Annotated in this window: 22 protein-coding genes and 1 pseudogene; all 23 read right to left on the minus strand. The window is 62.9% G+C overall.

Annotated elements, in window-relative coordinates; genetic code table 11:
• Nucleotides 1-83: 83 nt before the first annotated feature.
• Complete coding sequence (locus KP004_RS15920; protein WP_216799423.1) at nucleotides 84-479, minus strand: PTS sugar transporter subunit IIA; 396 nt, start codon at nucleotides 477-479, stop codon at nucleotides 84-86.
• Nucleotides 476-1,339 carry an RNase adapter RapZ gene (rapZ, locus tag KP004_RS15925; protein ID WP_216799424.1) on the minus strand — a complete coding sequence of 288 codons (864 nt, stop codon included), beginning with the start codon at nucleotides 1,337-1,339 and terminating at the stop codon, nucleotides 476-478. The genes KP004_RS15920 and rapZ overlap by 4 nt, the downstream gene beginning before the upstream one ends.
• Nucleotide 1,340: 1 nt before the next feature.
• A complete protein-coding gene (hprK, locus tag KP004_RS15930) occupies nucleotides 1,341-2,291 on the minus strand; it encodes an HPr(Ser) kinase/phosphatase (RefSeq protein ID WP_216799425.1) in 951 nt (316 codons plus the stop codon).
• Nucleotides 2,292-2,440: 149 nt separating this feature from the next.
• Nucleotides 2,441-2,989 (minus strand): ribosome hibernation-promoting factor, HPF/YfiA family, encoded by a 549-nt coding sequence (hpf, locus tag KP004_RS15935; protein WP_183349769.1) that lies wholly within the window; start codon nucleotides 2,987-2,989, stop codon nucleotides 2,441-2,443.
• Between the two features lie 61 nt (nucleotides 2,990-3,050).
• Entirely contained in the window at nucleotides 3,051-4,598 is a 1,548-nt protein-coding gene (rpoN, locus tag KP004_RS15940) for an RNA polymerase factor sigma-54 (RefSeq protein ID WP_216799426.1), read from the minus strand.
• A 273-nt stretch (nucleotides 4,599-4,871) separates the two neighbouring features.
• Nucleotides 4,872-5,609, minus strand: a complete 738-nt coding sequence (gene lptB, locus KP004_RS15945) for an LPS export ABC transporter ATP-binding protein (protein WP_216799427.1) — start codon at nucleotides 5,607-5,609, stop codon at nucleotides 4,872-4,874.
• A complete protein-coding gene (lptA, locus tag KP004_RS15950; RefSeq protein WP_216799428.1) occupies nucleotides 5,590-6,081 on the minus strand; it encodes a lipopolysaccharide transport periplasmic protein LptA in 492 nt (163 codons plus the stop codon). The genes lptB and lptA overlap by 20 nt, the downstream gene beginning before the upstream one ends.
• On the minus strand, nucleotides 6,081-6,653 hold the full coding sequence (gene lptC, locus KP004_RS15955) for an LPS export ABC transporter periplasmic protein LptC (protein WP_216799429.1): 573 nt from the start codon (nucleotides 6,651-6,653) through the stop codon (nucleotides 6,081-6,083). Before lptC ends, lptA begins: the two co-directional genes overlap by 1 nt.
• Nucleotides 6,654-6,858: 205 nt before the next feature.
• Nucleotides 6,859-7,788 carry a GDP-L-fucose synthase gene (gene fcl / locus KP004_RS15960; protein ID WP_216799430.1) on the minus strand — a complete coding sequence of 310 codons (930 nt, stop codon included), beginning with the start codon at nucleotides 7,786-7,788 and terminating at the stop codon, nucleotides 6,859-6,861.
• A complete protein-coding gene (gene gmd, locus KP004_RS15965) occupies nucleotides 7,778-8,830 on the minus strand; it encodes a GDP-mannose 4,6-dehydratase (RefSeq protein WP_216799431.1) in 1,053 nt (350 codons plus the stop codon). Before gmd ends, fcl begins: the two co-directional genes overlap by 11 nt.
• A 69-nt stretch (nucleotides 8,831-8,899) precedes the next feature.
• Nucleotides 8,900-10,363, minus strand: a complete 1,464-nt coding sequence (gene hldE / locus KP004_RS15970) for a bifunctional D-glycero-beta-D-manno-heptose-7-phosphate kinase/D-glycero-beta-D-manno-heptose 1-phosphate adenylyltransferase HldE (RefSeq protein ID WP_216799432.1) — start codon at nucleotides 10,361-10,363, stop codon at nucleotides 8,900-8,902.
• 111 nt (nucleotides 10,364-10,474) lie between these two features.
• Nucleotides 10,475-10,839 (minus strand): annotated as a pseudogene (locus tag KP004_RS21510) (four helix bundle protein).
• 66 nt (nucleotides 10,840-10,905) lie between these two features.
• Entirely contained in the window at nucleotides 10,906-11,850 is a 945-nt protein-coding gene (locus KP004_RS15980) for a GSU2086 family protein (protein ID WP_216799433.1), read from the minus strand.
• Nucleotides 11,851-11,998: 148 nt separating this feature from the next.
• Nucleotides 11,999-13,009 carry an NAD-dependent epimerase gene (locus tag KP004_RS15985; RefSeq protein ID WP_216799434.1) on the minus strand — a complete coding sequence of 337 codons (1,011 nt, stop codon included), beginning with the start codon at nucleotides 13,007-13,009 and terminating at the stop codon, nucleotides 11,999-12,001.
• Nucleotides 13,010-13,148: 139 nt separating this feature from the next.
• Nucleotides 13,149-14,582 (minus strand): capsular polysaccharide export protein, LipB/KpsS family, encoded by a 1,434-nt coding sequence (locus KP004_RS15990; protein ID WP_216799435.1) that lies wholly within the window; start codon nucleotides 14,580-14,582, stop codon nucleotides 13,149-13,151.
• Nucleotides 14,583-14,696: 114 nt separating this feature from the next.
• Nucleotides 14,697-15,755, minus strand: a complete 1,059-nt coding sequence (gene pseI / locus KP004_RS15995; RefSeq protein ID WP_216799436.1) for a pseudaminic acid synthase — start codon at nucleotides 15,753-15,755, stop codon at nucleotides 14,697-14,699.
• Nucleotides 15,752-16,312 (minus strand): UDP-4-amino-4,6-dideoxy-N-acetyl-beta-L-altrosamine N-acetyltransferase, encoded by a 561-nt coding sequence (gene pseH, locus KP004_RS16000; protein ID WP_216799437.1) that lies wholly within the window; start codon nucleotides 16,310-16,312, stop codon nucleotides 15,752-15,754. The genes pseI and pseH overlap by 4 nt, the downstream gene beginning before the upstream one ends.
• 19 nt (nucleotides 16,313-16,331) lie before the next feature.
• Nucleotides 16,332-17,027 (minus strand): pseudaminic acid cytidylyltransferase, encoded by a 696-nt coding sequence (pseF, locus tag KP004_RS16005; RefSeq protein ID WP_216799438.1) that lies wholly within the window; start codon nucleotides 17,025-17,027, stop codon nucleotides 16,332-16,334.
• Nucleotides 17,024-18,193, minus strand: a complete 1,170-nt coding sequence (pseC, locus tag KP004_RS16010; RefSeq protein WP_216799439.1) for a UDP-4-amino-4,6-dideoxy-N-acetyl-beta-L-altrosamine transaminase — start codon at nucleotides 18,191-18,193, stop codon at nucleotides 17,024-17,026. Before pseC ends, pseF begins: the two co-directional genes overlap by 4 nt.
• A gap of 10 nt (nucleotides 18,194-18,203) precedes the next feature.
• Nucleotides 18,204-19,214: a UDP-N-acetylglucosamine 4,6-dehydratase (inverting) gene (gene pseB / locus KP004_RS16015; protein WP_216799440.1), complete on the minus strand. Its 1,011-nt coding sequence runs from the start codon at nucleotides 19,212-19,214 to the stop codon at nucleotides 18,204-18,206.
• Nucleotides 19,215-19,586: 372 nt separating this feature from the next.
• Nucleotides 19,587-20,639, minus strand: coding sequence for a lipopolysaccharide heptosyltransferase I (gene waaC, locus KP004_RS16020; RefSeq protein ID WP_216799441.1), 1,053 nt, complete (start codon nucleotides 20,637-20,639; stop codon nucleotides 19,587-19,589).
• Nucleotides 20,640-20,663: 24 nt separating this feature from the next.
• Entirely contained in the window at nucleotides 20,664-21,719 is a 1,056-nt protein-coding gene (gene lpxK, locus KP004_RS16025; RefSeq protein WP_216802652.1) for a tetraacyldisaccharide 4'-kinase, read from the minus strand.
• Between the two features lie 25 nt (nucleotides 21,720-21,744).
• On the minus strand, nucleotides 21,745-23,052 hold the full coding sequence (locus KP004_RS16030; RefSeq protein ID WP_216799442.1) for a 3-deoxy-D-manno-octulosonic acid transferase: 1,308 nt from the start codon (nucleotides 23,050-23,052) through the stop codon (nucleotides 21,745-21,747).
• Nucleotides 23,053-23,135: the final 83 nt, after the last annotated feature.

Here is a 23,135-nt window from a genome sequence, read left to right on the forward strand (position 1 = left end):
CCTTTCCGAACCTTAAGCAAATCCCCCTAAATCCCCCTTCGGAAAGGGGGACTTTTACCAGCGGAAGATTGTCACTAATCGGATTACTTTTTGAGGAAATCCCCGGCTACCGTGATCCCTTCCTGGGCGCTCTCCTTGAGCTTCAGAGCCAGTTCGCCGACGCTGCAGCGGTTGCGCTCCTGGGTGAAGCGGATCAGCATCGGGAGGTTCACGCCGGTAAGCACCTCGACCTTGCCTTCCTGCAAAAACGAGATGCTCATGTTGGAGGGAGTGCCGCCGAACATGTCGGTCATGATGATGGCGCCGTCTCCGGAGACGCGGGACACCGCGTCCTTGATGGCGGCCATGACGTCCGCAGCCGACGCGTCGTGGGCGATGCCCACCGCCTCGGCCAGTTCCAACTTTCCTACTATCATCTCCGCCGCGGTCAGAAGCTCACTGGCCACGCCGGCATGTGCTACCAAAAGCAGTCCTATCATCCCAGCCCCTTCTCTATATCCCTGTGAGAGATTTTTATGTTCACGTTCCGCTGCCGGAAGTAGTGGTACAGCTCTTCTGCGATGGCCACCGAGCGGTGCCTGCCGCCGGTGCAGCCGATGGAAACCGACAGGTAGGACTTCCCTTCCCTGCGGTACCCGGGCAGCAGGAATTCCAGCATGTCCCGGAAACGCTCCAGGAACACCACGGTCTCCTTCTGCTTCAGTACGTAGTCGCGCACCCCCGGCTCCAGGCCGGAATAGGGGCGCAGTTCCGCCACGAAGTACGGGTTGGGGAGAAAGCGCACGTCCATGACCAGGTCGCTCTCCAGGGGGAGTCCGTAGCGAAAGCCGAAGGACTGCAGGTTCACCTGCATCTCCAGTGCTCCCTCGCCCCCCTTCACCAAGCCGATCACCACCTCTTTCAGGCGGTGTACGTTCATCTCGGAGGTGTCGATGATCGCGGTGGCGATGCGCCGCAGCCCCGCCAGCTGGTCGCGCTCGAAGCGGATGCCGTCGGGGACGCTCGCCCCTTCCAGGGCGGGATGGCGGCGCCTGGTCTCGGAGAAGCGTCGGATCAGCACCTCGTCGGTGGCGTCGAAATAGAAGATCTTGACGCTGTGCCCGGCCGAGGAGATGGCCTGAAACACCTGGTCGTACCCCTTGATGAAGTCGCGGCTCCTGATGTCCATCACCAGCGCCACGTCCTTGATGTCCTCGCGGGAGTGCTCCACCAGTTCGATGAAGGTGCTCACCAGGGAGACCGGCAGGTTGTCCAGGCAGAAGAACCCTTCGTCCTCCAGCGCCTTCACCGCCGTCGATTTTCCCGAGCCTGACAGGCCGGTTATGATGACGATGCGCATGCTATTCCACCTCGTTGCCCAGGGGACGGAACTCAAGGCGGGCCAGGAGCTTTTCGTGGAACTCCCGGGCGGAATGGTATCCCATCCCCTTCAAAAGGAAGTTCCTGGCCGCGACCTCGATGATCGAGGTCAGGTTCCGCCCCGGGCGGACCGGTATCTTCACGTGCGGCAGGTCCACGCCCAGGATGGTCTTCACCGGCTCGTCGATCCCCAGCCGCTCGTACTCCTGGTTCGCGTCCCACTCCATGAGCTCCAGCACCATGTCGATGATCTTCTTCTCGCGGATGGAGGAGACCCCGTACAGGTCCTTGATGTTGATGATCCCCAGGCCGCGGATCTCCATGTGGTACTGGATGGTCTCCCCCGCCTGACCCACCAGCGCCGCCGGCATCTTCTTCTTGATGTGGATCACGTCGTCGGCCACCAGGCGATGCCCACGGATAACGAGGTCCAGGGCGCACTCGCTCTTGCCGATGCCGCTCTTGCCCAACAGGAGCACGCCGACCCCAAGGACGTCGACCAGCACGCCGTGGATGTGGGTCGAGGGGAGCAGGCTCTCTTCGAGGAACTTGGTGATCAGGCTGATGAAGGTGGAGGACTGGTGGTGGGTCACCAGCAGCGGGATCCCGGCGGCCTCTGCTGAACGCTTCAGGAACTCCGGGGGGTCCAGCCCCTTGGTGACGATGAAGCACGCGATGGGGTAGCTGCAGAGCTTCTCGATGTGCCGTGCGCCGACCTCCTCGGGGATCTGGCTTAAGTAGGAGATCTCGGTGTTGCCCAGTACCTGGACCCGGTCCGGATGCAGGTGCTCCGTGTAGCCGGTAAGGGCCAGGCCGGGTTTTTGGATGCGGGAGCTGTAGAGCCGGTTAGAGAGGCCCTCTTCACCGCACAGAAGCTGCAGGTCCAGGCCGTAAGCCTTGTCTTCCAACAGGTCCTTGATGCTGAGGCTCATGCTTGTCAATGCTGCGACCTTTCCCCCGTGCACGCGAACAGCCCCAGAAGGGGCCGTTATCACGATGGGAGGCGCCACGGGGACGCCTCCCATCCGCTTTTTCAACCCGGGACTGGGGCTCCGGGTCCTTTTTTCAGCTCAAAAGAGCGTTACGGGTTCTCCGGGGAGATCAGGCCGTAGTTGCCGTCCTTCCTGCGGTACACCACGTTGATGGTCTCGGTGGAGGACTCGGTGTAGACCAGGAAGTCCTTGTGCAGAAGTTCCATCTGCATCACCGCCTCTTCGACGGACATCGGTTTCATGGTGAAGCTCTTGGTCTTGATGATGACCGGGGCCTGGGTCCCTTCCTCGATCCCCTGGGCCTGGACGATCGCCTTCTGCACCTGGCGCTCGCGTGCGTCGGAGGCCGGCTTGTGGGCCTTGATGCGCTCCTTGAAGCGGCGCAGCTGACGCTCGATCTTGTCCGATACGGCGTCGATGGAGGCGTACATGTCGTTGGTCTCTTCCGCGGCCTTGATGGTGATCCCCTTGGCGTTGATGGTCACCTCGGCCATGTGGCGGATCTTCTCAACGGTCAAAAATACCTGGACGACAATCGGCTCGTCTATATATTTCTTAACCCGGTCCAGCTTCTCCTCTGCGTAGCTCTTAAGTGCTTCGCTCGGTTCCATGTGCCTGAAAGTCGTGGTTATCTGCATACGAAGTACCTCCCTTTATTGTCAATACACGCGAAGCGCCCGCCGCAGGCGGTGTCCGCGTTTAGAAATGCTTCTTGCGCTCCGAGGACGAGCCGATGCGGAGCATCTCGCGGTACTTGGTGACGGTGCGCCGGGCGATCACGATGTTGTGGTCGGACAGGAGCTCCGCCAGGCGCTGGTCCGAGTAGGGGCGCTTGGGGTCCTCGTTGTCGACCAGCTCCTTGATCTTGCTCTTGACGCTCTCGGAAGCGATGAAATCCCCCTCGCCGGTGGAGATGCCCGAGTTGAAGAAGTACTTCAGCTCGAAGAGCCCCTGGGGGGTCTGCATGTACTTGTTGGTGGTGACGCGGCTGATGGTGGACTCGTGCATGCCGATGTCCTCGGCGATGTCGCGCAACACCAGCGGGCGCAGGTGCTCGATGCCGCGGTCCAGGAAGTCGCGCTGGAACTTCACGATGCTTTTCGCCACCTTGAAGATGGTGCGCTGGCGCTGCTGGATGCTCTTGATGAGCCAGATGGCGGAGCGCATCTTCTCGCCGATGTAGTCCTCGGCCACCTTGTCCACCTGGCGGGTGCTCTTGGTATCGGGGGCGTAGATCGGGTTGATCCTGAGGTTGGGCATTCCCTCGTCGTTCAACATCACCACGTACTCGTCCCCCACCTTGTGCACGAAGATGTCGGCGGAGATGTACTGCACGTCGTCGCTGCCAAAGACCCGCCCCGGCTTGGGATCGAGCTCGGCGATGATCCGGGTCGCCGCCAGGATGTCGTTCACGTCCACGCCGAGCACCTTGGCCGCCTGCTTGTACTTGTGGCTCTCCAGGTCCTTCAGGTGGTCGCGCAAAAGCGCCTCGACCAGGCTCCCGGACATCCCCAGGCTCGCCACCTGGATCAGCAGGCACTCGCGCAGGTCGCGCGCGCCCACGCCTACCGGGTCGAACTCCTGGATCCGCTTCAGAACCCCCTCGACCAGCGGGGACAGCACGCTTGCGGCGAAGCCGTCGGCCGCTTCGGTCAACTGCTCCTCGGGTGCGTCGGCGGAAAGGCCGGACCACTCCAGGACCTCTTCGCTGAAGGGGCTCGCCTGGACGCAGGCCGAGGCGATGTCCTCCATGCTGGCACGCAGGTAGCCGTCCTCGTCGATATTGCCGATGATCTCGGCCCCGACCGCCATCTCCCGGTCGGTGAGACGGGTCAGGCTCAACTGCCAGAGCAGGTGGTCGAACAGGGTGGATTTCTTGGTGAGGAGGTTTTCAAAGGAGGGACGGTCCTCGTCGTCGTAGTACTGCTCGCCGGAACTGTAGTTGTAGCCGTCGATGTAGGAGTCCCAGTCGGCTTCGCGGGTCTCTTCGCCGGCACGGACTTCCTGGAAGTCGCTGGCGGAACTTTCCGGCTCCGCCTCCTTCTCGCGCAGTTCGAGCTGCTCGGGCTCGCGGATCTCCTCCTGTTCGATCACCTCGTCCAGGATGGGGTTTTCCTCGAGTTCCTGCCGCACTACGTCCTGCAGCTCCAGCCGGGAGAGCTGAAGCAGCTTGATGGCCTGCTGCAACTGGGGGGTCATCACCAGTTGCTGACTCATTTTCATCTGCTGGCGCATCTCAATTGCCATAAGTCCTCACAAACCCTTGAAAACCGCTTAAAAACCTAAAACCTTGAAACCTGTTCTACGTTCTACGTTCTATGTTCTACGTTAAAAGCCGGAAACCTGCTGACAGACCGTGTAATTGGTGCTTGTACGAGCTGTGTGAGAATGGAACGTTCTGATGTTCATGGAGCTGCTGTTCTCTTTGTTCTCATTATAGCGCAAGCCACGAACTTTGGCGACTGTGCTTTGCATTTTAACGTAGAACGTAGAACCTAGAACGTAGAACGTCTTTTTTCTTTACAGCCTGAACTTGTCCCCCAGATAGATTTCCCGGGCCTTCTTGCTCTGGGAAATCTGGACCGGGTCGCCGAATTCGAGGACCTCGCCGGCGTTCATGATGTACGCCTTGTCGCACACGCCCAGGGTCTCGCGCACGTTGTGGTCCGAGATCAGCACCCCGAGCCCCTTCCCCTTCAGCGCCGTGATGATGTTCTGGATATCGATCACCGCGATGGGGTCGATGCCGGCGAAGGGCTCGTCGAGCAGTATGAAGCTGGGATCGGTGGCCAGCGCCCGGGCGATCTCGACCCGGCGCCGTTCCCCGCCGGAAAGCGCGTAACCGCGGCTGCCGGCGATGTGCTCGATGCGGAACTCAGCCAGCAGTTCCTCCACCCGCTCCCGGCGCCGCACCGGCTCGAGCTCCATGGTTTCCAGCACGGCGAGGAGGTTGTCCTTCACGGTGAGACGCCGGAACACCGACGGCTCCTGCGGCAGGTAGCTGATGCCCCGGCGCGCCCTCTGGTACATGGGAAGTCCCGTGATCGGTTCGCCGTCCAGGAAGACCTGCCCCTGGTCGGGACGGGTCAGCCCCACCACCATGTAGAAGGTGGTGGTCTTGCCGGCGCCGTTGGGGCCCAGGAGCCCGATCACCTCTCCCGAGGAGATCTCGAGGTCCACCCCCTTCACCACCATGCGCTTGTTGAAACCCTTCTGAAGCCCCTTGGTGTAGAGGGTGCTACGGTTTGGCACCGACATTCTTCCCTCCCGGATGGATGACCGCTTCCACCCGCTCCTTGGGGCCGCTGGTAACCACGCTCTTCTGCTCGTTGACGTAGTAGGTGATGATCCTGCCGGTCACCACGTCCTCGCCCGAAACCACCTTGGGGTTGCCGTCCAGGATGATGCGCGCCTGCTTGGGATCGTAGATCCCGTGGGCGCCGGTAGCCTGGCGCTCTTCCTGTACGATGCGCACGTTGCCGAACGCCTCGACCTGCGACACCTCGTTGTTGGGGCCGCTGTAGGTGACCACCAGGCGGTCCGTGTACAGGGTCATGTCTCCCTGACGGGCGACCACCTTCCCCTCGAAGGTCGCGGTCTTCTTCTCGTTATCGGTATTGAGCGTGTCCGACTTTATCTTTAAAGGCTCTTTGTTGTTGCCGCCCTGCGCGGCGTAGCCCGCAGTGGCCAAGGCAAGCAGCAGCGCGAGACAGGAGACGATACGGCGCATCACTTTCCCCCCTGCCGGTACACGGCGCTTACGTCCTTCAACAACCTGAACTTCCGAGTCTGCGTGTAGTACTCCATACCTGTCCCTTCCAGTTCGCTTCCGATGTCCGTCAATCTGGCCCGCTCCGAGGTCTGCAGCATGCTGCGCGCCGCGACGTAGTTGACGCGAGGAGCCGAGAAACCGTACCCCTTATTGCTTTTCCCCCGCACGTTGCCGATGAGGGCGATGTCCCGGGTCCCGTTATTATATTCACCCCGGTCCGCCGTGATCAGCAGTTCGCCGAGCCCACCGGCCCCGTGCACCACCATCTGCACGCCGGAGAGGTAGGAGATGTCGGCCTGCTTGTTATAGTCGGCACGATCGGCCGTCAACTCCCAACGCTTGATCCCCTGTTTGGTTTCCGTGTAATGGAACTTGTGCAGGGAAACATCCACCTGGAGAGGAAGCTTGCGCACCGACAGTTTCGGGGCCACTTCCTGCTGCATACGGAAGACTATGGTGGCAATCACTAACAGGGAGGCTACTACTGCCAGGACGCCGAGGAATCGCTTGAAATTATTGAAGTTATGCATGATTTCGCAGGAAGTATAGCATCTAAAAAATTCACTGTAAAGCGCATTTTAGTGCGCTTCTAAAATTTTGGCACAAAGATTGAAGAAGGCGCAGAATGTCGGTTGGCGGAGTTATTCATGAGAATCCGGGGGCTTAAATGCGCCGCCTGCCCCGAGCTGAAAAACGGGCCGGCGGCGCTTGGACCTGTCGGAAGAAGATACAGTGTCAGCAGCGGTTGGCGAGGTACCAGGCGTAGGTGTCGGCGAGCCCCTGGTCGAGCTCGATTTTATGCCGCCACCCCAGCTCGTGAATGCGACTCACATCGCAGAGCTTTCTGGGGGTGCCGTCGGGCTTGGATTTGTCGTAGAGGATCTCGCCGACAAATCCGACCACCGCGGCGATCCTGTGGGCCAAGTCGGCGATGGTGAGCTCTTGGCCGCTGCCGACGTTCACCGGGTCCCCCCCCTCGTACTGCTGCATCAGGAACAAGGAGGCGCCGGCGACGTCGTCAACGTGGACGAACTCGCGGTAGGGGGTGCCGGTCCCCCAGATGGTGACGGTCGTCGCCCCGGCCACCTTGGCCTCGTGGAACCTGCGGATGAGGGCGGGGAGCACATGGGAGGTGGTGAGGTCGAAGTTGTCGTTGGGGCCGTAGAGATTGGTGGGCATGGCGCAGATGAACCGGGTCCCGTACTGGCGATTGTAGGACTGGCACATCTTGATGCCGGCGATCTTGGCGATGGCGTAGGGCTCGTTGGTCGGCTCGAGCGGCCCGGTGAGCAGGGCCTCCTCCTTGATCGGCTGCGGGGCGAGCCTGGGATAGATGCAGGTGGAGCCCAACAGCAGCAGTTTCTTGACCCCGGCCAGGTAGCTTGAGTGCAGCACGTTGTTCTGGATCATCAGGTTGTCGTAGATGAAGTCGGCGGGGAAGCTGTTGTTGGCGACGATGCCGCCCACCTTGGCCGCCGCCAGGAACACGTACTCCGGACGCTCCGACTCGAAAAAGGCTCGCGTCGCCGCCTGGTCACGCAGGTCGAGCTCGGAGCTCTTGCGCAGGACCAGGTTGTTGTACCCCCGGCGCTCCAGCTCCCGCACCAGGGCGGAGCCGACCAGGCCGCGGTGTCCGGCTACGAAGATCTTGGCGTCATTTTCCATCGGCTCTGAGCTCCCGTTCCGCGATGGCGAGGTCGGAGTCGGTCATCATCTTGACCAGCTGCCTAAAGCTCGTCTTCGGCTCCCAGCCGAGCTCGCGCCTGGCCTTGGTGGCGTCCCCCAAAAGCAGGTCGACCTCGGCCGGGCGGAAGTAGCGCGGGTCGATCTCGATCAGCACCTTGCCGGTCTTGACGTCGACCCCCTGCTCCCGTTCCCCCTCCCCCTTCCACGCGAGCTCCATGCCGAGACTGCCGAAGACCTGCTCGGCGAATTCCCTGACGCTGTGGGTCTCGCCGGTGGCCACCACGTAGTCGTCGGGGCGGTCCGCCTGGAGCATGCGCCACATCGCCTCGACGTAGTCGCCCGCGAAGCCCCAGTCCCTCTTCGCCTCCAGGTTGCCCAGGTAGAGCCGGTCCTGCAGCCCGAGCTTCATGCGTGCGGCCGCCCGGGTGATCTTCCTGGTCACGAAGGTCTCGCCGCGGCGCGGGGACTCGTGGTTGAACAGGATGCCGTTGCAGGCGAACATGTTGTAGCTTTCACGGTAGTTCACCGTGATGTAGAAGGCGTAGGCCTTGGCGCAGGCGTAGGGGGAGCGCGGGTAGAAGGGAGTGGTCTCCCTCTGCGGCGTCTCCAGCACCTTGCCGTAGAGCTCGGAAGAGGAGGCCTGGTAGAAGCGGGTCGTGATCCCCGCTTCCTGGATCCCCTCCAGGAGGCGCACCGCCCCGAGGGCATCCACCTCGCCGGTGTACTCCGGAACGTCGAAGGAGACGCGCACGTGGCTCTGGGCACCCAGGTTGTAGATCTCGTGGGGATGGATCTCGCGCAGCAGGCGGTTGATCGAGCTGGCATCGTTGAGGTCGCCGTAATGGAGGAACAGCCGCGTGTCCGCTTCGTGGGGGTCACGGTAGATGTGATCGATGCGGCCGGTATTGAAGGAGGAGGAGCGGCGGATCATGCCGTGCACCTCGTACCCCTTGGAAAGCAGAAGTTCGGCGAGGTAGGAACCATCCTGACCGGTGATTCCGGTGATAAATGCCTTCTTCATGAGGCCTCCGTTAGATTTGATCCAATATGAATAGCACGCGGCGGTGGGATGACAACCAGCGCCGAAATTTTATTTGGAGGAGAGGATCTTGTCGATGATGCGACTGGTGGAACGTCCGTCGACGAACTCGATCAGCGCGACCCGTCCTCCCATGGATTCCACCAGTTCGCGCCCGACCACCTGGTCCACGCTGTAGTCCCCCCCCTTGACCAGGATGGCCGGGCGGAGCGCTTCGATCAACGCGAGCGGGGTGTCCTCGTCGAAGAGCACCACGTAGTCGACGCACCCCAGGGCCGCCAGGATGTGGGCCCGCTCCTTCTCCTCGATGAGCGGCCTCCCCTCCCCCTTGAGCCGGCGCACCGAGTTGTCGGTATTGAGCCCCACCACCAGGATGTCGCCCAGCTCCCGGGCCTTTTGCAGGTACTTCACGTGCCCCACGTGCAACAGGTCGAAGCAGCCGTTGGTGAAGACGACCTTTTTGCCGCGTGCGCGCTCCCGGGCCACGAGGTGGACGAGGACGTCGGGGTTCTTGATCTTGGAGTCGCTGTCGCCGAGCGAGTGGCCGACCTCCGCGATGATCTCGCGCGGGGAAACTGTCGAAGTCCCCAGCTTGCCGACCACGATGCCGGCGGCCACGTTGGCCACCCAGGCCGCGTCCGCGAGCGTCAGCCCGCAGGCAAGCCCGAGCGAGAGAACCGAGATCACCGTGTCGCCGGCGCCCGTCACGTCGTACACCTCGCGGGCCACGGTCGGGATGTGCACCGCCTCCCCCCGGGCCGGGAAGAGCGACATCCCGGCCTCGCTGCGGGTGATGAGGAGGGCGTCGAGCTCCAGATTGGCGAGAATCTTGGCAGCGGAGAGTTCCAGCGAGGCCTGGTCCGTGATGGCGATCCCCGAGGCGACCTCGGCCTCCTTGCGGTTGGGGGTGAGCACGGTGGCGCCGCAGTACTTGGCGAAGTCGTCCCCCTTGGGATCGACCACCACCGGCACACCGAGCTCCCGTCCCTTGCGGCAGAGCGCGGCGAGGAGCGTCGGCGTCAGTACCCCCTTCAGGTAGTCCGAGACCACCACCACGTCGAATTCGCGGAGGTGGGTGAGGAGGTAATCGAGCAGCGCCTTCTCGCTGGCGGCGCCGATCGACGAGCGCATCTCCCGGTCGATGCGGACGATCTGCTGGTTGGCGGCGATGACGCGGGTTTTCTTGCTGGTGGTCCGCTCGGGGTCCTCGACCAGCCCGTCCACATCCGTCCCTTTTTCCTCCAGGGCGTGGCGCAGGAGTTGGCCGTTTTCGTCCGTGCCGATCACCGAGCCGACCGCGACCCGGCAGCCAAGGGCCGCGAGGTTGTTGACCACGTTACCCGCGCCACCCAGGCGCAGGTCCTCGCGCGCCACCTCGACCACCTGCACCGGCGCCTCCGGCGAGATCCGTTCCGCGCGTCCCCAGAGGTATTCGTCCAGCATCAGGTCGCCGACGACCAGGGCGCGCACGGTCGCGGCGCGTTCGAAAAAGGATTCTACTTCACGTCTATCCATGCAGTCTCCTAAAGCCGTTCAACGTTCAACGTTCAATGTTCAATCGGCATCTTTGGCTAAAGTTTTACTGCAAAAATACGTTGTACCAGTAAAAAAAGGGCTAAGCCAAGTCTAGGCCTTACGCTGGCTGCTTTTCAGGAACCTGATAAACCCGTTTAAAATATTGCTTATTCTGTTGCACCGCTTCATCACCGTTTCGAAATTCTTTTGATCAAGATGACCGATATCGAGTCCCGCATACGCGAGGCTTTTGACTTCCGAGAGAGACCCACGAGAGATTATGAGATACTGGATGAACTCTTTGTTACTCCTCGATCAAATCCTTCTGCAATGTTGGACATCACCGAAACGGCAGCTCTTTGGATCTGGTCACGAAATCCGTAGTCCCTACACCCGCCAAGGTGTTGGTAGACTTCGCTCACCAACAGCCGTGCTTCTTTCCACGAATCAACATCTTCGAACCGCTGTATTCTCACGTCGCCACCTCCGGTACAGGTAAAGCAGTGTAGAAGTTAACGTCGAACGTTGAACGTTGAACGGCCTTAGATTCTGTCGAGTATTGCTGCTGCCAACAGCGGCAGCATGATCTCGTGATGCCCGGTGACGGTGTAGCCGCGGCTGGCGCCGGAGGTGGGACGCTTGACCACGTTGGTGAGCGGCCGGTAGTGCTGCTGCATGTCGAAATTGGCGGTGGTGAACCGGTCGACGTGGTGCCCCAAGTTCTGCGCGATGGAGAGGGCCTTCAGGAACACTTCGGGCAACAAGACGGCACTGCCGATGTTGAGATAGACGCCGCCGTCTCCCAGCTCGGAAACGACGGAGGTGAAAATCCGGAAATCTGTGAAGCTCGCGGCGCCCAAAACGGCGCCGTCGGCGGAGGGATGCTGATGGGTAATGTCGGTACCGATGGCAACGTGCACGGTGACCGGAATCCCTTTCTGAACGCACGCGGCCATCAGGCTCTGCTCTCGATAGGGCAGGCCACGCTCGAGGATCATCCGCCCCAGCGATTCGCCGTGCCCGAGCCCCTTTGCTACGCCCTGCTTCAGGGCCTCGTTGATCTGGGCGCCGGTCTCCTCGGCCATACCGAAATTCCCGGCATGCAGGACGGCGCCGACGTCCTCGCTGGTGGCGCCAATCAGGGCGATCTCGAAGTCGTGGATGGAACCGGAGCCGTTCAAGGCCACGGCGGTGATCACGTCGGCGTCGATGAGAGACTTGAGCACGGGCTGGAGGCCGCACTTGATGACGTGCCCGCCCATGGCCAACACCACGGGTTTCCCCTTGGCGCGGGCGGCGACGACGGCGTCGATGACGCCGTTCAACGCCTGGGAACCAAGCTGATCGGGCATGGCGGCCAAAAGCTCTGCGACGGTCATGCCGGGCTTGACCGGCTTGGCGAAGTGCTCCTGCACGTTCATCTTGTTCTTACGGGACGCTATCGGGTAGGTGCTGACACCAGAAAAATCGAGTGGCCGGTATTTCACAGCGATCCTTTCTGCAGCTTTGATGAGATTGGCTCTTGATGATGCTGAGGCAGCGTCGTCCCCTCCCCTGGAGGGGGAGGGACAGGGAGGGGGAAATCAGAGCACCCCCCTCCCAACCTCCCCCCGCTGGGGGGAGGAGCGGGAGGTATTAAAGCCCGTAGAACTCGCGGTACCAGGCGACGAAGCGGTTGATGCCGTCCTCGATGGAGGTGGCGGGGCGGAAACCGACGTCCCGCATCAGGTCGTCCACGTCGGCATAGGTGGCCGGAACGTCGCCGGCCTGGATCGGAAGCAGGTTCTTCTGCGCTTCCTTGCCCAGCGCCTTTTCCAGCACCTCGATGAACCTCAAAAGCTCGACCGGGTTGTTGTTGCCGATGTTGTAGATCTTGTACGGCGCGTAGCTGGTGCCCGGGTCGGGATGGGCGCCGCTCCAGGTGGAGTCCTTGGCCGGCACGTTGTCGATGACGCGGGTGACACCCTCGACGATGTCGTCGACAAAGGTGAAGTCGCGCTGCATCTTCCCGTAGTTGAAGACGTCGATGGGACGTCCCTCGAGTATCGCTTTGGTGAACAAAAAGAGCGCCATGTCCGGCCGCCCCCAGGGTCCGTACACGGTGAAGAAGCGCAGGCCGGTGGTGGGGATACCGTACAAGCTCGAGTAGGTATGGGCCATCAGCTCGTTGGCCTTCTTGGTGGCGGCGTAGAGCGAGACCGGGTGATCCACGTTGTGGTGCACGGAGAAGGGCATGACGGTGTTGGCGCCGTACACGGAGCTGGAGGAGGCGTAGACCAGGTGCTTGACGCCGTTATGGCGGCACCCTTCCAGGATGTTCATGAAGCCGGAGAGGTTGCTGTCCACGTAAGCGTAGGGATTGATCAGGGAGTAGCGCACCCCGGCCTGGGCGGCGAGGTTCACCACCACGTCGAACTGCTCGCGCTTGAAGAGATCCGCCATCCCGTCGCGGTCGGAGAGCTCCATCTTGACGAAGCGGAAACCGGGGGTCTCTTCCAGCTGCTTCAAGCGTCCGTATTTGAGGTTGACGTCGTAGTAGTCGTTCAGGTTGTCGAGACCGACCACTTCGACGCCGGCGGCCAAAAGTCTCTTGCTCAGGTGAAAGCCGATGAAACCGGCGGCACCGGTAACCAGCATCTTCCTCATGATTCCTCCTATGCCGCGGGGGGCGGCCAGATTTCTGGAATGGCACATATGTACTGGCTGCAACAGGAGGCCGGCATCCGGCGCCGGCTTTGGGCATCCAAGCGCCCGCGCTCACGGAGCGGCGGCGCCTGTTTCCGCCCTACCCGAGGCGGGGGGTGAAGGTGAACTCGCCCTTGCCCCTCAGGAGGTCCATCAGGAGCGGGCAGACCCCTTCGTCGTTCTTCTCGGCGTTGTAATCGGGGACCAGCTTGGTGTAGTGCCGGTCCACCACGCCGTCGTGGCACTTGGAGAGCAACGCGCCGAAGGCCTGCTCCAGTTCGGCATGGTCTATCTTGTAATTGACGATCTCGTCATAGCTGGTGGCGTCCCCGTACTTGAACACGCCGGGGAAGGACTGGTACCAGGTGTTGCCGAAGATGAGGGCCTTCTTCCCCTTGATGAGCGCCTCCCAGCCCACGGTCCCGGTGATGGTGCAGACGAAGAGGGAACGGTCGGTCAGGGTGTGGGTGTTGGCGAACGAGGGGAGAATCACCACGTTCTTGATGCGGCGCAGGCGGTGGTAGAAGAGCGGTCCCCTGTTGTAGGCTCCCTGCTTCGGGTTCTCCTTGACGTAGATCTTCACGTTCTCCGGCAGGATGCTGGCCAGGCATTCGATGGCGAGCGCCTGGTCCCTGAAGTAGCCGCCCAGCGCCGAGGTGGTCATCTCCGGCTGCAGTTGCAGCGGGAAGTAGACGAAGGGGACGTCCAGGTCGTACTCCGCCTTCTCGTACTGGATGATGTGCTCGAAATACTCCAGCTCGTTGACATGGAAAAACCGTGCGAACGGGTCGCGCCACTTGGGGAGCCGCCGGTAGATGTCGTTGGTGCGCTTCAGGATGTCGTACAGCTTGACGGGGTTCAACAGGTACGACGGTTTCTTGATGGCCAGGAAGGAGAGGATGTGGCCGATGGCCTTGGTCGTGATCTTCCCGGTCTGCCCCTGCTCCTGCTTCACGTTCTTCATGTAGAAGAGATCGATTTCCTTGTTCTTCTCGATGTGCGCCGGCGGCGCCTGGTGCTGCTTCGGTTCGAAGCCGCCGTAGGCGTCCATGGAGGGCATGGAGAAGTACTTGTTCGGGAACAGCGACTGGGTCACGATCACGATCTTCAGGCCGAGGCTCTTGCCGATCTGATACAGGATCGTGTCGTAGGCCAGGTGCGGCACGTTGAAGAACAGCATGTGGGTGATGTTGTTCTCGATCACCTTCTCGGCCATGACGTCGAACAGGATGTAGTAGTAGTCAAGGTAATCCTGCATGCAGGCAAGATTATGAGATTTATAGCAGAACTTTTCGTCCCTGCGATGCAGGTGGTCGATGAAGATGGAGATGTCCTTCTCGAAGTCGTCCCGGGTGATCACCGAGTGCAAGAGGCCGTTGAACTTCTGCCCGTCCATGACATGGGTCTTGCCGACCGCCTTGGTCCTCGTCATCCTGGTCATGGACGAGGCCTTGAGATCGGAGTCCTTGTCGCCGACATGCAGCAGGAACTCGATCTCGTCCTTGTACTGGTCCATGATCTTCTGCAAGATCACGCTAGTGTTCTTAGATGTGGAGACGCACAGGAGCCTCATTGCCATAATCTCAAAACCCTTTCTGAAAGTTGCATCGTCCGCGACGCCATGCCGCAGAGGGAAAAATGACCGGTGCTAGAGCCCGCCCAGGAGGTCGAAGGAGAGTGGCGTCCCCCTGCGGATATCGACCGCCGCGCGCTTGCCTAGGAAGGTCTCCAGGTACTTGGTGGGGAGACCGTTGCCCGGCCTGATGGCGCGGACGTTCTTTTCCGTGAACGGCTCGCCCGCCTTGACGTCCTCGACCACGTAGAGCGAGCGCCGGAACACCAGCGACTTCTTCTCCTTCTCGGTCGGCCCGTAGCTGATGGTCCCCAGCGACTGCCAGGCGCGCTCGGTCTCGACCACCAGGCTCTTCAGTTCCTCCGGCTCCAGCGAGAAGGTGGAATCGACCCCGCCGTCAGCACGGCGCAGGGTGAAGTGCTTCTCGATCACCGTGGCGCCGAGGGCCACCGCCGCCACGGAGACGCCGACACCCATGGAGTGGTCGGAAAGCCCGATTTCGCAGTCGAAGAGGTCTCTCAGGTGCGGGATGGTGCGCGCGTTGGTGTTTTCCGGGGTGCTCGGATAGGTGCTGGTGCACTTCAAAAGCACGAGGTCGCGGCAGCCGGCCTCGCGCGCCGCGCGCACGGTTTCGTCCAGCTCGGCCAGGCTCGCCATGCCGGTGGAGATGATCACCGGCTTCCCGGTCGCCGCCACCTTGCGGATCAGCGGCAGGTCGGTGTTCTCGAAGGAAGCGATCTTGTAGCAGGGCGCGTCCAGCTCCTCCAGGAACTCGACGGAACTCGCGTCGAAGGGGGTGCTGAAGCAGATGAGGCCCAGCTCGCGGCAGCGGTCGAAGATCGGCTTATGCCACTCCCAGGGAGTGTGCGCCTCCTGGTACAGGTCGTAGAGGGAGCGCCCTTTCCAGAGGCTCTTGGGGTCCTCGATGAAGAACTCCCCTTCCTTGATGTCGAGCGTCATGGTGTCGGCGGTGTAGGTCTGCAGCTTCAGGGCGTGCGCGCCGGAAGCTGCCGCGGCCTCGACGATCTCCAGGGCCCGCTCCAGGGACTGGTTGTGGTTGCCCGACATCTCCGCGATGATGAACGGCGCGTGGTCGGGACCGATGAACCTGCCGCCGATCTGGATAGAACTCATTGTGCTGCGCCCTCCCGGAATATCTTTGCCGCCAACGCTTCCTTGTTGGCCAGCCAGTTCTCTTTGAAAGTGCCGAAAACGACCACGTCCTCGTAGCGGCCGTTCTTCAGCACGTGCTGCACCAGGCGGCCTTCCTGCGCAAAGCCCAGGCGGGTGTGGTACTTGATGCTCCCGTCATTGAAGGCGAAGGCCTCGGCGCAGAGCTTCCTGAAGCCCTGCTTCTCGAAGATGTACTCCTGCGCGAGAAAGCCCATCACCGTGCCGCAGCCGCGCGGCAGCTCCACGTCACCCAGGTAGAAGCCCCAGTGGCAGCGGTTGGAGTGGCGGTCGATCTGGTTGAAGCTCTTCAGCCCGACCGGCCGGCCCTGGTACTCGAAGATGAGGGTGGCGGGGAATTCCGCGTCGCGGGTCCGGGCGAACCAGGCCCGGTGCTCTTCGGGAGCGATCAGATGGTCGGTGTACATGTAGGAGCGCACGCGCTCGGAGTTGCGCCAGGAGAGGACCAGGTCCAGGTCACGCTCTTCGATGGGGCGCAGGTTGAACTCTTCAGGGCGCATCTGTCACCTCGATGATTTTTTACTGTGCCTGCCCGCGCCAGGCCCGGAACATCAGCTCCGCCCGGTGCCAGTCTTCCAGGGTGTCGATGTCCTGCACCTGGTGGCGCGGCAAAAGGACGGAGACCGCCTTTTCGGAAAAGATCTTCTCCTCGGCGATCCAGGCATCGGCGCTCCCCCAGTAGAACTGCCCCGCGTCGTGGAAGGCCTCTTCGAGGTCCTGGGAGCGGGTCCCGAACTGGGCGGGGTCGAACATGCCGACCCGGCCGTTGCCGTCGATACGGATGGCGCGCTGGATCGGAAAGGGATAGCTGGTGACCGAGAAGGCGTAGGAGCAGCCTGCCTCCCGGATCAGGTCGAGGCCGCGCTTTAAATCGGCCGGGGTCACGAAGGGGGCGGTGGCGTAGATGCAACAGGCGTACTCGGGGCGCTCCCCTTCGTTCGCCACCCACTCGACGGCGTGCCGGATCACGGGAATAGTGCCGGTGTGGTCGTCGCTAAGCTCGGCAGGACGCAGGAAGGGAACCTCCGCCCCGAACTTCCGCGCCACCTCGGCGATCTCGGCGTCGTCGGTGGAAACCAGCACCCGGCTGAAGCAGCCGCTGGCAAGCGCCGCCTCGATGGACCAGGCGATCATCGGCTTGCCGCAGAACTCCTTGATGTTCTTGCGGGGGATGCGCTTGCTGCCGCCCCGGGCGGGGATGATGGCTACGTTCACGACAGCGCCTCTTTGAGCGCGGCGACCACCCGGTCCTGCTGCTCGTCGGAGAGGCTGGAGAACATGGGGAGGCTGATCGCCTCGGCGTAGTAGCGCTCGGACTCGGGGAAGTCGCCGGGCTTAAAGCCCAGGCGCCGGTAGTAAGGCTGGGTGTGCACCGGGATGTAGTGCAGGTTGACCAGGATCCCCTGCGCACGCAGCGACTCGAACACCTCGCGGTGGCTCTTGCCGATCTGATCCAGTTTGAGCCGGATCACGTACAGGTGAAGGCCCGAGTAGCTGTCGGCGTGTTGGTAGGGGGTGACCACCGGGAACCGGGCCAGCAGTTCGTCGTAGCGCGCCGCCAGGCGGTGCCGCGCCGCCACGAACTCGTCCAGGCGGGTCATCTGGGACAGGCCGAGTGCGGCCTGCAGGTCGGTGATGCGGTAGTTGAAGCCGAGCTCGATCTGCTGGTAATACCAGGGGCCGTCGCTCTCCCACTCCATGAAGGCGGGGTCGCGGGTGATGCCGTGGCTTCTCAGGCGGATCAGGCGATCGTAGAGGTCCTTGCGGTTGGTGAGCACCATGCCCCCTTCCGCCGTGGTGATGATCTTCACCGGGTGGAAGCTGAACACGGTCATGTCGGAGAAGCGGCAGCCGCCGATCGCCTCCCCTTGGTACTTGCCGCCGATGGCGTGGGAGGCGTCCTCGATGACCGAGAAGCCGTACTCGCGGGAGAGCGCGGCGATCCGTTCCATCTCGCAGGGCTGCCCCGAGAAGTGCACCGGGATCACCACCTTGGGGAGTTTAGCGGCCGCCTTGGCCTGGACCAGCTTCTTTTCCAACTCGGCCGCGGACAGGTTGTAGGTGCGCGGGTCGATATCCACGAAGTCCACGCCCGCGCCGCAGTACAGGCCACAGTTGGCCGAGGCGACGAAGGTGTTGGGGGTGGTCCAGAGGGTGTCCCCCTCGCCGAGGTCGGCGGCGAGGCAGGCGATGTGCAGCGCGGAGGTGGCGCTGTTCACTGCCACCGCGTACTTCGCGCCGCAATACTGCGCCACCGCCTGCTCGAAGCGCTCGATGGACGGCCCTTGCGTGAGCCAGTCGGAGCGAAGGACGTCAACAACCGCCTGGATGTCGGCCTCGGAGATGGACTGCCGGCCGTAGGGGATCGGTGCCTGTTTCACGCCCTGCCTCCTAGTAGGTGAAGTTCGGATCGACGTGGGCCTTGATCAGCTCGCGCAGTTCCTCGACGTTGAGCCACTCGCTGTTGGTGCCGGAGTTGTAGCAGAAGCCGTCCTGGCACAGCTTGCCGTTGAAGGCCGCGGCGAACTTGTCCACGTCCCAAAGCGGGATCGAGGGGAGGATGACGAAGTACTTCTCGAACTCGACCGTGGAGATGGCGTCGGTCATGGTGATCATCTCTTCGTGCAGCTTCTCGCCAGGGCGGATGCCGACGACCTCACGCTTGCAGTTGGGACCGATCGCCTCGGCGATGTCGTTGATGCGGTAGCTCGGGATCTTGGGCACGAAGATCTCGCCCCCCCACATGTTCTCCAGCGCGTAGAGCACGAGCTTCACGCCGTCCTCGAGGGTGATGTTGAAGCGGGTCATGCGCTCGTCGGTGATGGGGAGGACGCCGGAGCTCCTCTTGTTCATGAAGAACGGGATGACCGAACCGCGGCTCCCCATGACGTTGCCGTAACGCACCACGGAGAACTTGATGTCGTGCTTCCCTTTGAAGTTGTTGGCGGCGACGAAGAGCTTGTCGGAGCAGAGCTTGGTGGCGCCGTAGAGGTTGATCGGGGCGGCGGCCTTGTCCGTGGAGAGGGCGACCACCTGCTTCACGCCGCGCTCGATGGCCGACTCGATCACGTTCTGGGCCCCGTGGATGTTGGTCTTGATCGCCTCGAACGGGTTGTACTCGCAGGCCGGGACCTGCTTCAGGGCCGCGGCGTGGATCACGATGTCGATCCCTTCCATGGCCTTGGAGAGGCGCTCGCGGTCACGCACGTCGCCGATGAAGTAGCGGATCTGCTTGTACTTGTCGTGGGAAAACTGCTGCGACATCTCGAACTGCTTCAGTTCGTCGCGCGAGTAGACCACCACCCGCTCGATCTCCGGACATGCCGTGAGAATGGTTTCCACGAATTTCTTGCCAAACGACCCGGTGCCACCGGTGACCAGAATGCTGCGATTTTTTAACACGTTCGTCCCTCGCTTGATGATTTATATGAATATCTTTTCAGTGGCACGATCACTGCCGCGCCCCTCGTTGCCTGAATCGCTCCCTCACCCTTAGACGGGCTCCGGGCAAAACAACGCACAACATAGCAGAAACGCCACAAAAAAGCGAGCAAGGACAGCGTCTGCCGCCATCCTTGCCCGAATTAACCTCTTTGCCTATTTCTCCCTCCCCCCTTGCGGGGGCCATCAGAGGATTCCGGGGAGAACTGCGTTGGATCCCCCCTCCCCTTGCGGGAGGGGGTGAGGGGGTGGGGGAACTGGCCATGTCTTCCACTGCTTGCAGCTTCACCCACCCCCTTGCCCCCTCCCGTCAAGGGAGGGGGTGGGGTAGTTTTACCCGCACGACGGCGCCAGCAGGCGCAGCACGGCGGAGAGCATTGCCTCCACCTTGATGCTCTCGCGGCACTTGGCGTCCTTGTCGCAATGTTCCCTCAGGCAGCCCGCGCAGTGCATCGGGGACTGCAGGGCGACGTGCCCCTCGCCGCGCGGCGCGCTCCTCTTGGCGAGGGTGCCGCGGTAGAAGGAAACGGTCGGGGTTCCCAGGGCCGCGGCCATTTGCACCAACCCGGCGTCCCCACCCACAACGAGATCGACCTTCTTCAAGAGGGCGACCAGCCCCTTCAGGGAAAGGCGGTCCAGCACCCGGCAGCCGGGGCCGACGGCGGCGGAGATGGAACACGCGGCCTCGCGCTCCGCTTCCGTGCTCCACGGGAGCAGGATGGAGGCGTCGTGAAAGCGGTCCAGCACTTCCTTGCCCAGCTCGGTCCACCCCTTTTCGCTCCACGCTCCGGTCGGCTGCGCGGCACCGTGGTGGAACAGGAAAACCAGCCCGTCCGCCAGCGTGGCGAGCAGCGCCTCCGCGTTGGCTTCGTCCTCCGGCGAGCTCTCGAGATGGCTCGCCAGCTCCATGGAGCGGAAGTCCTTGGCGAGGGGGATGCTGACCATGCGCAGGGCGCGGTCGACGTCGTGGAATTCCTGCCTGCGCACCGGGATCAGGCGGGTGTTGCACAGCGTGTTGAGAGGTTCCCTGACCGCCTCGCGCTCGAACCCGAGCCGGTCCGTACAGCCGGAGCAGCGGGAGATCACCCCGCTCACCTGGTCTCCCTGGAGGTCGAATACCAGGTCGTAGGAGCGCTCGGCAAGGATCTTCTGCAGCGCGGAGATGCCGCGCCAGGTTTTCACGGCGAAGCGGTGCCTGCGCCACCGGGCCGCGGGGACCGGGTGCAGTTGGCTTACCAGCGGGTGTCCCGCCAGCAGTTCCTGCAGGCTTTCCTCGATCACCCAGTCGACCTCGATGCCCGGAGCCGCCTGATGCAGGTAGTCGAGCACCGGCAAGGTCTGAATGACCTCCCCCAGGGAGGATGGTTTGATGATCAGTACGCGCATGAGAATAGTTCGCTAAAGGTTAAATTACCGGGAGCCGAGGCCGGGCAATGCAGCCAGGGCATCCTCCAGGGGACGCGAGTCCCGGAACTCCAGTTCCAGCACCACGGCGAAGCAGCCGGGGAGCTTGTCCGCGTGGGGCAGCAGTTTCACGGCATCCTTCTGGGTGGTGAGCAGCACCGTGGAGCGCGAAGCGGTCTTCAGCCGGAGAATGGCGGCGATCTCGGGCTCAGCGTAGCTCACGTGATCCGGGAAGGAGAGCGTGGTGACCGGCCGCACCCCGACCGCTTCCAGGCCGTCGAAGAAGGCGCCGGGGTTCGCGATCCCGGAAAAGGCCATGACGCGCGGGCCCTGGGCCGCGTCGAAGCCGGAGACGGGGCCGCCGCCGAGCGGGATCATGCCAGAAAGGCGATGCTTTGTCCAGCAGGTCGGCTTGCCGGGAACGGGGGGCGAGGCCCCCTCTCCTTCCGGCGTCCTGGTGCAGACCACGAGGTCCGCGCGCCCGGCCGCCGCCGGCGCCTCGCGCAGGAAGCCCCCCGGCAGGGTGAGGCCGTTGTCGAAGGGTTGCGTCGCGTCCAGCAGCAGGAGGTTCAGGTCCCGCTTCAGCTTCAGGTGCTGGTAGCCGTCGTCCAGGATGAAGACGTCCGGGTTGAGCTTTTCCAGGGCGTGGAGCCCCGCGCGATAGCGGTTGGAACCGATTACCACCATGAGGCCCGGCAGCATACCGGCCAACTGGCACGGCTCGTCGCCCGCCTCTTCGGGAGTGAGCAGCAGCTTCTCGCCGTCGGAAACGATGCGGATCTCCCCCTCGGCGCTGCCGCCGTAGCCGCGGGAGAGCACGCAGACCCGCTTGCCCTGGCTCATAAGCCGTGCCGCCAGCCAGGCGACGGTCGGGGTCTTGCCGGTGCCGCCCAGGACCAGGTTGCCGACCGAGACCACCGGGCGCGGCAGCCGGTGCGAGGGGATGAGTCCGAGCCGGTACCCGAGCGCCCTCAGCCGTAGGACGCCCGCGTAGGGGCGGGAGGAGAGCCGCAGCAGGCCGAGCAGCAACTTGTCGCCCAAGCCGCTGCGCTTACCCGCCATCAGGTCGCGGTAATAGGTTTCCAGGTCAGCCACGTTTTCCTCCTTGCCCCAGCAGGGAGGCCATCACGTCCAGGTGGCGGCCAGTGGCACCGGCGCTCTCAAGGAGGATGCCGGCGCCCCGGCGGCCAAGATCTTCCCGAAGCGAGCCGTCGGCGGAGAGCCGCAGCAGCTCAGTCTTGAGCGCGGCCAGGTCGGCGGACTGCACCTCCGCGCCGCAATGCTTGACGAACAGTGCGGCGATCTCGCGGAAGTTCTCCATGTGCGGTCCGAACAGCACCGGCACCTGGCAGGCGGCCGGCTCCAGCGGGTTATGACCACCGGTCGGCACCAGGCTTCCACCGACGAAGACGAGGTCGGAGGCGCGGTAGAGACCGGCCAGTTCGCCCACCGTGTCCAGCAGCAGGATTCCTCCCTCCGGCAGCGGCCCGGAGCCGTCCAGGGCGGAACGGGACTGGAAGGGGAAGCCCTCTTTCTTGATCAGCTCGGCAACGCCGGGGGCGCGCTCCGGGTGGCGCGGCGCCAGGATCAGGAAGCTCTGGGGATCGCGTGCCAGCAGGTCGCGGTAGGCCGACAGGACCTGCGCTTCCTCCCCCTCGTGCGTGCTCGCCGCCGCGAAGACGAAGCAATCCTTGGGGACCTGGTATTTCGCCTTGATCTCGGCCACCTGCTCAGGCGACGCCTTGACCACCGGGATGTCGTACTTCAGGTTGCCGCCCACGTGCACCGCCGCGGCCGGAGCCCCGATCGCCGCGATGCGCTCGGCGTCCACCGGCGTCTGCATGCAGAGCGCAGAGATGCGCTGCAGCACCGGGCGGAAGAACCAGGACAGACGCAGGTATCGCCCGAAAGAGCGGTCCGAGATGCGGCCGTTGGCCAAAAGCACCGGGATCCCCATCTCGCGCGCGACTCCGATGAAGTTCGGCCAGATCTCGGTTTCCATGATGACCACGACCTCCGGGCGGATCAGTTCCAGCACGGAGCGGACGGCGAAGGGATAGTCGAAGGGGAAGTAGATGCAGAGATCGGCGGCCTTGCTCTTTTGGGCGACGCTGCGGCCGGTCTCGGTGACGTTGGAGATGACGATCTTCTTGCCGGGGAAGCGGGTCCGGATCCCTTTCAGGAGCGGCAGCGCGGCGTTGGTTTCGCCGACCGAAACGGCATGAACGAAGACCACGCCCCCGTCGCCGATCAGTTGGAGCTCATCGGCCGGGATGCGGCCGAAGCGTTCCATGAAGGCGGTCCGGCGCCCGCGGGACAGCGAGCGGTAAGCGTGGTAGGGAACAAGCAGCGGCAGGATGAGCCACAAAAGCAGGTTGTAGATGATGTTGATCATTGCAGAAACATCCTTGGTCAAAACTCCTCCCCCCGGAGGGGGGAGGCTGGGAGGGGGGAAGCTGTTTGTAAATGCCGCTGCGC

It is taken from the genome of Geomonas oryzisoli, assembly GCF_018986915.1.
Lineage (GTDB): Bacteria > Desulfobacterota > Desulfuromonadia > Geobacterales > Geobacteraceae > Geomonas > Geomonas oryzisoli.

Excerpts from the sequence above, each read along its gene's own strand:
- hprK (WP_216799425.1), bottom strand. The coding sequence starts at position 2,291 with ATGAGCCTCAGCATCAAGGACCTGTTGGAAGACAAGGCTTACGGCCTG.
- lpxK (WP_216802652.1), bottom strand. The coding sequence starts at position 21,719 with ATGGCGGGTAAGCGCAGCGGCTTGGGCGACAAGTTGCTGCTCGGCCTG.
- rpoN (WP_216799426.1), bottom strand. The coding sequence starts at position 4,598 with ATGGCAATTGAGATGCGCCAGCAGATGAAAATGAGTCAGCAACTGGTG.
- KP004_RS16030 (WP_216799442.1), bottom strand. The coding sequence starts at position 23,052 with ATGATCAACATCATCTACAACCTGCTTTTGTGGCTCATCCTGCCGCTG.
- lptC (WP_216799429.1), bottom strand. The coding sequence starts at position 6,653 with ATGCATAACTTCAATAATTTCAAGCGATTCCTCGGCGTCCTGGCAGTA.
- lptA (WP_216799428.1), bottom strand. The coding sequence starts at position 6,081 with ATGCGCCGTATCGTCTCCTGTCTCGCGCTGCTGCTTGCCTTGGCCACT.
- pseH (WP_216799437.1), bottom strand. The coding sequence starts at position 16,312 with ATGCGCCCTGAAGAGTTCAACCTGCGCCCCATCGAAGAGCGTGACCTG.
- lptB (WP_216799427.1), bottom strand. The coding sequence starts at position 5,609 with ATGTCGGTGCCAAACCGTAGCACCCTCTACACCAAGGGGCTTCAGAAG.
- hldE (WP_216799432.1), bottom strand. The coding sequence starts at position 10,363 with ATGGATAGACGTGAAGTAGAATCCTTTTTCGAACGCGCCGCGACCGTG.
- rapZ (WP_216799424.1), bottom strand. The coding sequence starts at position 1,339 with ATGCGCATCGTCATCATAACCGGCCTGTCAGGCTCGGGAAAATCGACG.
- hpf (WP_183349769.1), bottom strand. The coding sequence starts at position 2,989 with ATGCAGATAACCACGACTTTCAGGCACATGGAACCGAGCGAAGCACTT.
- fcl (WP_216799430.1), bottom strand. The coding sequence starts at position 7,788 with ATGGAAAATGACGCCAAGATCTTCGTAGCCGGACACCGCGGCCTGGTC.
- KP004_RS15920 (WP_216799423.1), bottom strand. The coding sequence starts at position 479 with ATGATAGGACTGCTTTTGGTAGCACATGCCGGCGTGGCCAGTGAGCTT.
- KP004_RS15985 (WP_216799434.1), bottom strand. The coding sequence starts at position 13,009 with ATGAGGAAGATGCTGGTTACCGGTGCCGCCGGTTTCATCGGCTTTCAC.
- gmd (WP_216799431.1), bottom strand. The coding sequence starts at position 8,830 with ATGAAGAAGGCATTTATCACCGGAATCACCGGTCAGGATGGTTCCTAC.
- waaC (WP_216799441.1), bottom strand. The coding sequence starts at position 20,639 with ATGCGCGTACTGATCATCAAACCATCCTCCCTGGGGGAGGTCATTCAG.
- pseI (WP_216799436.1), bottom strand. The coding sequence starts at position 15,755 with ATGAGTTCTATCCAGATCGGCGGCAGGTTCATCGGTCCCGACCACGCG.